Consider the following 13329-nt stretch of genomic DNA (forward strand, 5'->3'; position numbering starts at 1 on the left):
CAGATGATATGCGCCAGTGGGGGCTGCCGGCCTGGCCGGCCGGAACCGTCGTGGACCTGCGCTCCACCGTCGAGTGCGTCGAGGCGGAGCACCCGCTCGCCTCGCACGGGGCCACCGTGCACCGGCTCCCGCTGATGGCGGACGAGGACATCACGGGCGCCGGACACATCACGCAGTACCGGGACGGGCTCGCGGGCCTGTACCGCTCGATGGTCACCGACGCGGGCGCCCGCTTCGCCGACCTCCTGCGGGCGGCGGCGGACGGGGACGGGCCGGTGCTGGTCCACTGTGCGGCGGGAAAGGACCGCACGGGCGTCTCGGTGGCGATGCTGCTGAGCCTCGCCGGGGTGGACCGGGCCGCGGTCGTCGCGGACTATGTGCGCACCGAGGCCGACCTGCCGGCGGTCATGGAGCGTCTGCGCGGCCACAGCCCCGCCTACGCCGTCCCGGAGGGCCTGGAGGAGTTCATGGGCTCCCCGGCCCACGCCATCGAGGCGGTCCTCGACCTGTGGGACGCGCACCCCGGCGGTGTGCGCGGCTGGATCGGGGCGCAGGGGGCCGACGAGGCCGTGATCGAGCGCTGGATCACCCGCGTCCGCGAGTCCTGAACCCGGTCGGCCGTGGGACGGCGGCCCGCCCGGCCGCCGTCCACCCCCGGGCAGCAACCCCCCGGCCGCACCCCGTTCATGCCCTGCCTCCACCATCCGCCTCATGAACACACCCAACCGCCGCCTCAGACGCATGTGCGCCGCGTCCCTCGCGGTCACCGCCTCGCTGGCCCTCCTCGGCTCCGCCCCCGCCCCGGCCCCGGCCCAGGACTCGGCCGGTGAACGACCCGTGAACCTCGCCCACTTGGGCACGTACGCCGGCGACAAGGCCGAGATCGTCGCGTACGACTGGACCACCCGCCGCGCGTACGTCACCACGGCCGACGGCCTCGCCCTCGACGTGCTCGACGTGCGCGACCCGGCGAAGCCGGTGAAGATCGCCTCCGTCGACCTGTCCGCGTACGGCAGCGGGGCCGTCACCAGCGTCGACGCCCGGCGCGGACTGGTCGCCGCCGCCGTGGAGTCGGCGGACGCCGCCGAGCGCGGCAAGGTCGTCCTGATGCGCCCCGACGGCACGGTGATCAAGGCGGTGACCGTCGGGCACAGCCCCGACATGGTGACCTTCACCGGCGACGGCCGCCGGCTGCTGGTGGCCAACGAGGGCGAGCCCGTCGGCTACCAGCCGGGAGAGGCCGACCCCGAGGGCAGCGTCAGCATCGTCGCTCTGGACCGCGGCGCCGACCGGGCGACCGTGCGCACCGCCGGCTTCCGCGCCTTCGACCACCGCCGCCTCGACCCTTCGGTGCGGATCAGCGGTCCGGGCGCCACCGTCGCCCAGGACCTGGAGCCCGAGTACATCTCGGTGTCCGAGGACGGCCGCAGCGCCTTCGTGACGCTCCAGGAGAACAACGCGGTCGCCACCGTGGACCTGCGCTCCGCCCGCGTCACCGCGATCGACGGCTTCGGCTACAAGGACCACTCGCGGCCCGGCAACGGCCTGGACACCTCCGACCGCGACGACGCCATCCGGATCGAGCCGCGCCCGATCCAGGGCGTCTACATGCCCGACGCGCTGGCCGCCTTCGAGCACCGCGGCCGGACCTACTACGTCGTCGCCAACGAGGGCGACGAGCGCGAGTACGGCAAGGGCGAGGCCAAGTACGCCGACGGCATCCGCCTCGCCGACCTGGACCCGGCGCTGCTGCCCGCCGGCTTCGACCGCTCGCTGCTCGCCGAGACCGAGATCGGCCGCCTCCAGATCATCAAGCCCGCCGCGGCCGGCGACCCGGTGCGCACCTACGGCGGACGCTCGTTCTCGATCCGCGACGCCGAAGGACGTCTGGTCTACGACAGCGGCGACCTCCTGGAGCGGCTGATCGCGAAGATCGACCCGGCGAACTTCAACGCCGAGGGCGAGGGCGACTTCGACAAGCGCAGCGACAACAAGGGCCCGGAGCCCGAGGGTCTGGCCATCGGCGAGGTCGACGGACGGCTGATGGCCTTCGTCGCCATCGAGCGCACCAACGGCGTGATGGTCTTCGACATCGGCGACCCGCGCAGGCCGGTGTTCCAGAACTGGGTCCGCACGGCCGGCGACGAGTCGCCCGAGGGCCTGGAGTACGTCCCCGCGTGGCAGAGCCCCACGCACCGCCCGATGCTGGCGGTGGCGAACGAGGGCACGGGGACGACCTCGTTCTACACGATCACCCGCTGAGGCGGGCCGCCTCCGGGGCGGCCCGACGGGACGTGCGGGCGGTGCCGGGTCACAGGTACCGCCCGTACTCGTCCAGGACGCGCAGCACCTCGCCCTCGCCCGCGGGCGGCAGTTGCAGCACCACTTCCTCCACGCCCAGTTCGGCGTAGTGCGCCAGCTTCCCCGGTGACGGCAGGACCGCGTACGGGACGACCTGGAGCGCCTTCGGGTCGCGGCCCGCGTCCTCCCACGCGGCACGCAGCACCGGCAGGGACTCCGTCAGGCCGCGGCCGCCGATCGGGAGCCAGCCGTCGGCGTAGTCGGCGATGTGGGAGAAGAGGACGGGCCCGGCGGCGCCGCCCACCAGGGTGCGGGGGGCGGGGCCGGCGAAGGGCTTCGGGTGGGCGTGGGAGGGGCGTACGGAGGCGAAGTCGCCCTTGTAGGGGGTCGGTTCGGGGGCCCAGAGGGCGCGCATCACGTGCATCCGGTCGCGGGCGAGGTCGCGGCGGGCCGGCCAGTCGACGCCGTGGTCCGCGGCCTCCTCGCGGTTCCAGCCGAAGCCGACGCCGAGGGTGAACCGGCCGCCGCTGACGAGGTCCAGGGTGGCGATCTGCTTGGCGAGGGCGATGGGGTCGTGCTGGGTGACGAGGGTGACGCCGGTGCCGAGGCCGAGGCGGGTGGTCACGGCCGCCGCCTGGGCGAGGGCGACGAAGGGGTCCAGGGTGCGCCCGTACTCGCGCGGCAGGTCGCCGCCCGCCGGGTACGGGGTCGTGCGCTCCACCGGGATGTGGGTGTGCTCGGGGAGGTACAGCCCGGCGAAGCCGCGCTCCTCCAGTTCGCGCGCCAGCCGCACCGGCGCGATCGTCTCGTCCGTCAGGAAGATCGTCGTCGAGATCCGCATGCCCCAAGGTATGCCTCACGGCGGCGGGGAACGCCATACCGCCGCAATCCCTCAATCCCCCTGTCTTGCCCTGCGGTTCACGACCGGGTACGAGCGTGAAGGCATGTGCGATGACGAGAACCACCCCAGCAGCGGCATCAGCAGACGCGGACTGTTCGTGACGGGAGCGGCCGCCGCGCTTACGTTGAGCAGTGTGAGCTTCGCCGAGGCAGCAGAGCACGAGGGCACCACGACCAAGGTCGTGAGCGGCACCCTGCCGCCCGGCTCCCCCGACTTCGTCTACCTCCCCGTCCGGATCCCGCGCGGCGTCTCGGAGATCCGGGTCTCCTACGCGTACGAGAGGCCGTCCGTGCCCGCCGGGACCCAGGGCAACGCCCTGGACATCGGCATCTTCGACGAGCGCGGTACGGAGCTCGGCGGGGAGGGCTTCCGGGGCTGGTCGGGCGGGGCCCGCAGCGAGTTCTTCATCCGGGGCGACGAGGCGACGCCGGGGTACATCCCGGGGCCGGTCCGCGCGGGCACCTGGTCCATCGCGCTCGGGCCGTACACCGTCGCGCCCGAGGGGCTGCCGTACACGGTGACGATCACGCTCACGTACGGGACCCCGGCGGCGACGCCGAAGCCGGTCTACCCGCCGGAGCGGGCCAAGGGTCGGGGCCGCGCCTGGTACCGGGGCGACTGCCATCTGCACTCCTGGTACTCGGACGGGCGCCGCACCCCCGAGGAGATCGCCGCGCTCGCCCGCGCCGCCGGGCTGGACTTCATCAACAGCAGTGAGCACAACACGCACTCCGCGCACGGCGCGTGGGCGGCGGCGGCCGGGGACGACCTGCTCGTGCTCCTCGGCGAGGAGGTCACCACCCGCAACGGGCACGTCGTCGCACTCGGCACCGACCCGGGGACGTTCGTGGACTGGCGCTACCGCGCCCGCGACAACCGCTTCGGCCACTACGCCCGCGAGATCCGCCGCGCCGGCGGCCTCGTCGTCCCCGCCCACCCGCACGCCACCTGCATCGGCTGCAACTGGAAGTTCGGCTTCGGCGAGGCCGACGCGGTCGAGGTGTGGAACGGTCCCTACACCCCGGACGACGAGGTGTCGCTCGCGGACTGGGACAGCATGCTCGTCGCGTCCGTGCGCTCCGGGGGGCGCTGGACCCCCGCGATGGGCAGCAGCGACGCCCACCGCGACCCGGACCCCGTCGGCACCCCGCAGACCGTCGTCCTCGCCGACGACCTGACCCGCGAGGCGATCCTGGACGGCATCCGCGCGGGCCGCTGCTACGTGGCCGAGTCGAAGAACGTCTCGGTGGCGCTGAGCGCGTCCGGCGGGCGCGGGCGGCACGCGGGCATCGGCGAGCGGCTGCGGGGCGACTCCGACGACCCGGTGACGGTCCGCCTCGAGGTGACCGGCGCGCCCGGCCGCACCGCGCGTCTCGTCACCGACCAGGGCGTGCTGCACACGGCGACGCTCCCGGCCGAGGGCACGGGCGTGGTGGAGTGGCGTACGACGGCGGCGTACGCGGCGTACGTCCGCGCCGAGGTGCGCCACGCGCCGGTCGTCCCCGTCCCGGGGCTCCCGGGGCCGTTGGCGGCGTTCACGAACCCGGTCTTCATCGGCGCGTGAGGACGCCCTGCCCTGGCCACCGGAGAAGTTCGTCGAAGTGATCGGTTACGTGCAGCGGGTGCGCGCGTCGGCTTCCTGAAGAAGTACGGAACAGGCCCGGCCCCCGCAAGGGGGCCGGGCCCGGACGTCAGCCGGAGGCGGGGAGGGGGCGGAGGAGGCGGATCAGTCGGCGACCACCAGGGACGGGGTCTCCTTCGTCAGCACCTCGCCGCGGAAGAACGCCGGGCTGCGGCGCTGCATGACCAGCATGATCACGCCGCCCAGGAGCAGCAGGCCGACACCGATCACGAAGACCGAGCCGACGCCGAGGACCGCGGAGCCCGAGCCGTAGGCCGGGTCCCACATGTCGTAGAGCGTCTTGCCGAAGACCGCCGCCAGCAGGCTTCCGCCGAGGACCGGGAAGAGGCCCTTGAAGGTGAAGTCGCGGGCCGAGCGGAAGAGTTCGCCGCGGAAGTACCAGGCGCAGGCGAAGGCGGTGAGCGCGTAGTAGAAGCAGATCATGAGGCCGAGTGCGTAGATGGTGTCGACCAGGACGTGCTCGCTGACCAGGGTCATGACCGTGTAGAACACGCCGGTGGCGACGCCCGCGACGACGGTGGCCTTGCCGGGGGTGCGAAAGCGCGGGCTGACCTTGGCGAAGGAGGCCGGCAGGGCCTCGTACGCCGACATCGCGAGCACCGTGCGGGCGACCGGGATGAACGTCGTCTGGAGGCTTGCGGCGGCCGAGGCGAGGACGGCGACGAAGAGCGCGATGCCGAGGACCGGTCCCATCACCGGGCCCGCGAGGGCGGCGAAGACGTTGTCGGAGGTGTCCGGGTTGGCGAGGCCGAGCCCCTTGTCGCCGGCGCCGACGGCCATCTGCGCGGCGATGCCGGTGGCGAGGTACGAGCCGACGAGCACGACCATCGCGATCAGCGCGGCGCGGCCGGGCGTCCTGGCGGAGCCGGTGGTCTCCTCGTTGGTGGAGAGACAGGCGTCCCAGCCCCAGTACATGAAGATCGAGAGGGAGAGCCCGGCGGTGAAGGCCGCGAAGGACTGGACCGCGAAGGGGTTCATCCAGGACCAGGAGAAGTCGAGGCCGGTGTCGAGGGCGCCGCTGCCGGCCTTCTGGAAGGCGAGGACGACGAAGACGGCGAGGACGACGAGCTGGAGGCCGACGAGGGCGTACTGGACACCCTTCGTCGCCGTCATGCCGCGGTAGCTGATGGCGGTGGCGACGGCGATCAGGGCGAGGCAGGTGGCGATGTGGACGGCCTTGTTGCCGTCGAGTGCGGCGATGGACTCGCTGCCGCTGATCTCACCGGCGAGCAGCCAGAAGTAGGAGGTCGCGACGCCGGCGAGGTTGGAGAGCACGATGATCGTGGCGATCACCAGGCCCCAGCCGCACATCCAGCCCACGCGCGGTCCGAACGCCTTCACGGTCCAGGTGAAGGAGGTGCCGCAGTCCGGCATGGCGCGGTTGAGCTCGCGGTACGCGAAGGCGACGAGCAGCATCGGCAGGAAGCCGGCCAGGAACACGGCCGGCATCTGGAGGCCGACCTCGCCCGCCGTGGAGCCGAGCGTGGAGGTGAGGCAGTAGACGGGGGCGACGGTCGAGATACCGATGACGGCACTGCCGAGGAGGCCGACGGAGTTCCCGCCGAGCCCCTTGGTGCGGACGCCCCCATCGGGACGTCCCGGTACCGTGTCTCCGACCTGCGGCCGGGTCTCCAGCTGAGTCATGAAGAGGACGTTAAATGCTGCGGTTCTCGTATCCGGAGGCTTGAAGTCCGGATATTCCTCCTTGGATACTGCCGCCTAGGTGCCGCTTCGATCGCCAATTGAAAGGCCAATGGGGATCGAGTCGGCACGTTCACAGGCTCAGGGCGCCTGTTCCGGGTACGGAAACCGTAGACCTGTCCGTTTTGCCCAATTTGAAAATTTCCCGAGCGGTTCATGTCTCAGCCACCGGGCCACACGATCGCCTGCAGCTCGCTGTACGCGTGCAGGGCGTACGAACCGACGTCCCGGCCCACCCCGCTCTGCTTGAACCCCCCGAACGGCGCCTCCATGTTGCGTCCCACGGTGTTGATCCCGACCCCGCCGGCCCGCAGCCGCCGCGCCACCCGGAAGGCCCGTGCCGCGTCGCCCGACCAGACGTAGTCGATCAGTCCGTAGTCGCTGTCGTTGGCGAGTGCGACGCCCTCCTCCTCGTCGTCGAAGGGGACGACGACCACGACCGGGCCGAAGATCTCCTCCCGTACGACCCGCATGTCGTTGGTGCAGTCGGCGAAGAGCGTCGGGGCGACGTAGAAGCCGCGCGCGAAGTCCGGACGCTCGCCGCCCGCGACCAGCCGCGCGCCCTCCTTCCTGCCCAGCTCGACGTACGACTCGATCCGGTCGCGGTGCGCCGCCGAGATCACCGGGCCGACCACCGTGCCCTGCACAGCCGGGTCGCCGACCTTCATGAAGCCGAGATAGCCGGTCAGCTTCTCCAGCAGCGGGCCGTACACACCGCGCTGGGCGAGGACGCGCGTCGGCGCGGTGCAGATCTGGCCGCTGTAGAAGGCGAAGGTGGTGCCGATGCCCGCCACCGCCGAGTCGAGGTCGGCGTCGTCGAAGACGACCGCCGCGCCCTTGCCGCCCAACTCCATGAGCTGACGCTTCATCGCCCGCCCGCACACCTCGCCGATGCGCCGGCCGACGGCCGTGGAGCCGGTGAAGCTGACCATGTCGACGTCCGGCGAGTCGACGGCGGCCTCCCCCACCTCCGTACGCGAGCCGCTCACCACATTGACCACACCGGGCGGCGCGCCCGCCTCCGCGAGCGCCTCCGCCATCCGGTACACCGACAGCGGATCCTGCGGGGCGGGCTTCACGACCACCGTGTTGCCCATCGCGAGGGCCGGGGCGACCTTGCCCGCCGGATTGGCCCACGGATTGTTGTACGAGGTGATGCAGGTGACCACGCCGACCGGGCGGCGCCCCGCCAGCGCCCCGAACACCCCGCCCCTGCCCATCGGTCCCGCCTCGTTGACCTGCGGGGGCAGCCCCTCCTCGACGGGCTCCAGCGCGCCCTTGGCGTACCGCCGGAAGCGGGACACCCCGACCGCGACCTGCATGCCGCGCGCCGTGCCGGTCGTGGCGCCCGTCTCGGCACGGGCGAGTTCGGCGTACGGCCCGGACTCGCGCTGGATGATGTCGGCCGCCCGGTCCAGGACCGCGGCCCGCGCCTCGGGGGTGGTGCGCGACCAGTCCTCGAACGCGTCCCGGGCCGCTGCCGCCGCCTCGTACACCTGGTCGCGGCTCGCCTCGGGGGCGAGGCCGACGACGGACTCGTCGGCCGGATTGACCACCTCGTATTGCCCGCCGTCCGGCTCGACCCACTCCCCGCCGATGAACAGCCGCTGCCCGGCGGCGCTCACCGGGTGCTCACCGTCCTGGTGTCACGGCCGGAGCGCAGCACCCTGCCGGGGACCGCGCCGGTCACCTCGTCGTCGCGGACGGTCTCGACCCCGTTGACGCGCACCGAGACGATCCCGACCGCCCGTGAGTCCAGCCGGGGGCTGTCGCCCGGCAGATCGTGCACGAGGGTGGCCGGTCCCGCGTCGATCCGCTCCGGGTCGAACAGGACCAGATCGGCGTGGTACCCCTCGGCGATCCGGCCCCGCTCGCGCAGACCGAAGAGCCGCGCCGGGTCGTCGGTGAGCATCCTGACCGCCTCCTCGAGCGACGCGAGCCCGCGCCCGCGCAGACAGTCGCCGATGAAGCGGGTGGTGTACGGCGCCCCGCACATCCGGTCCAGGTGCGCGCCCGCGTCGGAGCCGCCGAGCATGACGTCCTCGTGCTGCCAAGTCTCGGCGCGCAGCGCCCAGCTCGCCGGGTCGTTGTCGGTGGGCATGGGCCACAGGACGGTGCGCAGCTCGTCGTTGGCGCAGATCTCCACGAGGCACCGGAAGGGGTCCTGGCCGCGCTCGGCGGCGATGTCGTTCACCACCCGTCCGCTGAGCCCCTCGTTCGCCTTGGAGTACGTGTCGCCGATGACGTACCGGCCGAAGTCGGCGAGGCGGCGGAAGACCCCGGCCTCCTTGGAGTCGGCACGGCGCAGCATCTCGGCCCGGACGTCCGGGTCGCGGAGCTTCTCGATCCGCTGCGGGACGGGCAGGCCGAGTATCGCGCCCCAGCCGGGAATGAGGTTGAGCGCGCAGAACGTGCCGAGCGACATGTTCATGGGCGTGAGGATCGGCATGGTGAGCGCGACGATCCGGCCGCCGGCCTTGCGGGCGCGCTCGGAGGGGATGAGCTGGCGCGGCACGCGCTCGGGCACGGAGGCGTCGATAGTCAGGACGTTCCAGTTCAGCGGCCGTCCGGCGGCGGCGCTCATCTCGACGAAGAGGTCGATCTCGTCGTCGCTGAACTGGTCGAGGCAGCCCGCGACGATCGCTTCGAGCTGGGTGCCCTCGTGGTCGGCGACGGCGCGGGAGAGCGCGAGGAGTTCGCCGGGCCGGGCGTGGCGGGAGGCGACGGGCTGTCCGTCACCGTCGGAGTGGGTGGACGACTGCGTGGTGGACAGGCCCCAGGCACCGGCCTCCATGGCGTCGTGGAAGAGCGCGAGCATCCGCTGGAGCTGCTCGGGGGTCGGCTGCCCGCCGACCGCGTCCGGGCCCATGACGTGCCGGCGCAGCGCGCAATGGCCCACCATGAAGCCGGCGTTGACGGCGATACGGCCTTCGAGGGCGTCCAGGTACTCGCCGAAGGTGTGCCAGTTCCAGGGCGCGCCCTCTTCGAGGGCGACCAGGGACATGCCCTCGACCTTGGACATCATGCGGCGCGTGTAGTCGGCGTCGTCGGGGCGGTCGGGGTTGAGCGGGGCGAGGGTGAAGCCGCAGTTGCCGCCGGCGACGGTGGTGACGCCGTGGTTCATGGACGGGGTGGCGTACGGGTCCCAGAAGAGCTGGGCGTCGTAGTGCGTGTGCGGGTCGACGAAGCCGGGGGTGAGCACCAGGCCGGTCGCGTCCTCGCCGGTACGGGCCTCTTCGGTGACGGTTCCCGGCTCGGCGATGACGGCGACGCGGCCGTCGCGGATGCCGACGTCGGCGGTGAAGGCGGGGGCGCCGGTGCCGTCCACGACGGTGGCGCCCTTGATCAGGTGGTCCAGCATGGGTGGGCGTCCCTTTCGTCACTGATCGGGTGCGGTGCCCCGGTCGGAGGCCCCACGGCTGGCCGCGCGGTGGGGCCTCCGGCCGGGCGGTGCGGGAGGCGGTCCGGGAAGACGCCGCCCGCGGCTTTGGGGGTGGGGGTGCCGCCGGTGCCGTTGCGCGGGGGTTGACCCCGCCCTGCCCCTACCCGCAGTGCCGATGTGCGGTTCCGCCGCGTGGGGGGTGCGGCCTCCGGCCGTGTCCTCAAACGCCGGACGGGCTGGAAAACCCAGCCCGCCGGCGATTGAGGCGCGGGGGTCCGGGGGCGGAGCCCCCGAAACGGGTCTGGGGCGGAGCCCCGGTTCAGGACCGCGGGGGGCCGACGGGGGGGGGCGGAGCCCCCCGTCAAGCCGCCTCGCGGAAGCGGGTGGTGCGGTGGACCGGGTCCGTGTCGATCTTCGGGATGACCTGCTCGCCGACCAGCCTGATCGTCTGGAGCGTGTCCTCCTTCGAGATCCCGATCGGCAGCCCGAACGACAGCTGGTCCGCCCCCGCCTGCTCCCACCGCTTGCACTGGGCGAGCACCTCGTCGGGGTCGCCGCAGATCAGCAGCTCCTCGGCGATGAGGAGTTCGATGATCTCCTCGTTGTACTCCGGCAGCGTCTCGGGCCACTCGGGGAAGCCCTCGGGCCGCGGGAAGGTGTCGTGGTAGCGGAAGACCAGGGACGGCAGGTAGTGCAGCCCGCCGCCGACCGCGATCCGTACGGCCTCCTCGTGCGTGGGGGCGCAGATCGCCGTCGTCGTCACCATCACGTTGTCGTTGACGTAGTCCCCGATCGGCTCGGCGTCCACGATCGCCGTCTTGTACTGCTCCAGCACCCACTCCATGTCGGAGACCTTCTGGACGCTGAAGCCCAGCACCCCGAGCCCCTTCTTCGCGGCCATGGCGTACGAGGGAGGCGAGCCGGCCGCGTACCACATCGCCGGGTGGGACTTGCCGTACGGCTTCGGCAGGATCTTGCGCGGCGGCAGCGACCAGTGCTTGCCCTGGAACCCGACGTACTCCTCCTGGAGCCACATCTTCGGGAACTCGGCGATGGTCTCTTCCCAGATCTCCTTGGTGTAGTTCATGTCGGTGACGCCGGGGATGAACCCCAGGATCTCGTGCGATCCGGCGCCGCGCCCCGAGCCGAACTCATGGCGCCCTTCGCTCAGATGGTCGAGCATGGCGACCTTCTCGGCGACCTTCACCGGGTGGTTGACCTGTGCGAGCGGGTTGAAGATGCCCGACCCCAGGTGGATCCGTTCGGTCGCGTGGGCGAGGTAGCCGAGGAAGACGTCGTTCGCCGAGAGGTGCGAGTACTCCTCCAGGAAGTGGTGCTCGGAGGCCCAGGCGTACTTGAAGCCCGACTTGTCCGCCTGGATGACGTACTCGGTCTCCTCCATCAGCGCCTTGTGCTCGGCGAGCGGATCGGTCTCGGCGCGCTTGCCGACGTAACCCTGAACAAAGAGCCCGAATTCCATGGGGGTCCCACCACCATCCCTCTCGCTTCTGACAGACCGTCAGATTTGGATGATCCGACTGTTCCACCGCACGCCCGAGGCGTCAATAGAGGTACCTGACGATGCATCAGAAGAGTCCGCGGGCATCAGACGATACTGACCCCCGCCAGCCAGCCCCCGTCGATGACGAACGGCTGGCCGGTGATGTACGAGGAGTCGTCGCTGGACAGGAAGAGCGCGAGCCGCGCCACCTCCTCCGGCTGCCCGACCCGGCCGAGGGGCACCAGGTTTCGGTAGAGCTCTTCCACGGCCCCCCGGTCGACGCCCTCAGGCATGCTCATCGCGGTGTCCACGGCCCCGGGGCAGAGCGCGTTGACCCTGATCCCCTTCGCGGCCAGCTCCACGGCCGCGACCCGGGTCAGACCGAGGACGGCGTGCTTGGTCGCGGCGTACGCCCCCACTCCGGCCATGCCCGTCAGGGCCGTGTACGAGGCGGTGTTGACGATCGTCCCGCCGCCGGCGGCCTCGATCTCGGGGGCGACGTTCTGTATGCCCAGGAAGCAGCCGACCTGGTTGACCTGGACGATCTGCTGGAACTCCGCCAACGGCGTGGAGACCAGCTCGTTGAAGCGCAGGATGCCCGCGTTGTTCACCAGGCCGTCGATCCGCCCGAAGGAGTCCTTGGCGGCGGCGACCGCGGCGGCCCAGTCGGCCTCCCGGGTCACATCGAGACGGACGTAGAGCGCGGTGCTCTCGCCGAGTTCCTTCGCCAGCGCCTCCCCCTGGTCGTCGAGCACATCGCCGAGGACGACCCTCGCTCCCTCCGCGGCGAACAGCCGCGCCTCCTGCTCGCCCTGTCCGCGCGACGCGCCCGTGATGAGGACGACCCGTCCGTCCAGCTTGCCCATGCCCGTACTCCTAACGGTCGAGGTGCGGAGCCACGTCGGCGGCGAAGGCCGCCATCTGGTCGGTGAGTTCACTGCGGCTCCGACTGCGGAACCGCACCTGGATCTGGTCCACGCCCATCGCGGCGTACGCGCGCAGCGACTCGGCGAGCTCCTCGGCTTTGCCGGTGAGGGTGCGGCGGCCGACGTCCCAGGAGGCGTCGCCGACGTACAGCGGTTCGGTGATCGCGCCGATCTCGACGGGATCCGTGATCCCGGCCCCCTCGCGCACCGCACGGAGCTTCGCGATCTGCGCGGGGAGCCGGTCGCGCGGATCGCCCTGCGGCAGCCAGCCGTCACCCTTGAGCGCGGCGCGGCGCACCGCGGCGGGCGAGGAGCCGCCGATCCAGACAGGGATGCGGGCCTGGGCGGGCCTGGGCTTCTGCCCGAGCCCCTCGAAGGCGAACCGCTCCCCGTGGAAGCTCGGGAACTCCTCCGGCCCGAGGGCCGCCCTGAGCGCGTCGATCGTCTCGTCGAGCACGGCCCCGCGCCGTTCGAAGTCGGCGCCGAGCACCTCGAACTCCTCCTGTACGTGCCCGGCACCGACACCGAGGACCAGCCGACCGGAGGAGAGGTGGTCGAGGGTCGCGTACTGCTTGGCGGTCAGGAGCGGGTGGCGCAGTCCGACGACGGCGACATGGCTGAGGAGCCGGACCCGCTCGGTGACGGCGGCGAGGAAGGAGAGCGTGGCGACCGGGTCGTACCAGACGGTCGACATCGCGTCGGCGAGACGGCGCGGGATCGCGACATGGTCGCAGACGGCGATGTACGCGAAGCCGGTGCGGTCGGCGGTGCGGGCGATCTCGGCGAGGTCGGCGGGGCCGGCGGCGGCCTCCCAGGACTCGGCGTAGATCGTGCTCTGGGACTGGACCGGGAGCTGCATGCCGTAGACGACCATGGTCGATCCCCTTGACCGATCGGTCCGTATCTGACGAACCGTCATATCGACTGGCCCACCATGGTCTTGGGTGAGGGCTCATCGGGCAAGAGGTGTGCGGG

Annotated in this window: 10 protein-coding genes; 3 read left to right on the plus strand and 7 right to left on the minus strand. The window is 71.9% G+C overall.

Features of this window, described 5'->3' with window-relative positions:
- Nucleotides 1-8 precede the first annotated feature (8 nt).
- Nucleotides 9-608, plus strand: a complete 600-nt coding sequence (locus tag KK483_RS14655) for a tyrosine-protein phosphatase (protein ID WP_262005672.1) — start codon at nucleotides 9-11, stop codon at nucleotides 606-608.
- Between the two features lie 103 nt (nucleotides 609-711).
- Nucleotides 712-2262, plus strand: a complete 1551-nt coding sequence (locus tag KK483_RS14660) for a choice-of-anchor I family protein (protein ID WP_262005673.1) — start codon at nucleotides 712-714, stop codon at nucleotides 2260-2262.
- Between the two features lie 49 nt (nucleotides 2263-2311).
- Here KK483_RS14660 and KK483_RS14665 read toward each other — a convergent pair whose 3' ends face one another.
- A complete protein-coding gene (locus KK483_RS14665) occupies nucleotides 2312-3142 on the minus strand; it encodes an LLM class F420-dependent oxidoreductase (RefSeq protein ID WP_262005674.1) in 831 nt (276 codons plus the stop codon).
- A gap of 103 nt (nucleotides 3143-3245) precedes the next feature.
- Here KK483_RS14665 and KK483_RS14670 point away from each other — a divergent pair, with 103 nt between their 5' ends.
- A complete protein-coding gene (locus tag KK483_RS14670; protein ID WP_262005675.1) occupies nucleotides 3246-4766 on the plus strand; it encodes a CehA/McbA family metallohydrolase in 1521 nt (506 codons plus the stop codon).
- 162 nt (nucleotides 4767-4928) lie between these two features.
- On the opposite strand, the gene KK483_RS14675 is transcribed toward KK483_RS14670, so the two are convergent.
- From KK483_RS14675 to KK483_RS14700, 6 genes are all read right to left on the minus strand, one after another.
- Nucleotides 4929-6488: an APC family permease gene (locus tag KK483_RS14675; protein ID WP_262005676.1), complete on the minus strand. Its 1560-nt coding sequence runs from the start codon at nucleotides 6486-6488 to the stop codon at nucleotides 4929-4931.
- A gap of 218 nt (nucleotides 6489-6706) precedes the next feature.
- Nucleotides 6707-8170: an aldehyde dehydrogenase family protein gene (locus tag KK483_RS14680; RefSeq protein ID WP_262005677.1), complete on the minus strand. Its 1464-nt coding sequence runs from the start codon at nucleotides 8168-8170 to the stop codon at nucleotides 6707-6709.
- Nucleotides 8167-9906, minus strand: a complete 1740-nt coding sequence (locus KK483_RS14685) for an amidohydrolase family protein (RefSeq protein ID WP_262005678.1) — start codon at nucleotides 9904-9906, stop codon at nucleotides 8167-8169. The genes KK483_RS14680 and KK483_RS14685 overlap by 4 nt, the downstream gene beginning before the upstream one ends.
- Nucleotides 9907-10288: 382 nt before the next feature.
- Nucleotides 10289-11407: an LLM class flavin-dependent oxidoreductase gene (locus KK483_RS14690; RefSeq protein WP_262005679.1), complete on the minus strand. Its 1119-nt coding sequence runs from the start codon at nucleotides 11405-11407 to the stop codon at nucleotides 10289-10291.
- 125 nt (nucleotides 11408-11532) lie between these two features.
- Entirely contained in the window at nucleotides 11533-12294 is a 762-nt protein-coding gene (locus tag KK483_RS14695; RefSeq protein WP_262005680.1) for an SDR family NAD(P)-dependent oxidoreductase, read from the minus strand.
- A 10-nt stretch (nucleotides 12295-12304) separates the two neighbouring features.
- Entirely contained in the window at nucleotides 12305-13228 is a 924-nt protein-coding gene (locus tag KK483_RS14700; protein WP_262005681.1) for an LLM class F420-dependent oxidoreductase, read from the minus strand.
- Nucleotides 13229-13329: the final 101 nt, after the last annotated feature.

The organism is Streptomyces sp. FIT100 (assembly GCF_024584805.1).
Lineage (GTDB): Bacteria > Actinomycetota > Actinomycetes > Streptomycetales > Streptomycetaceae > Streptomyces.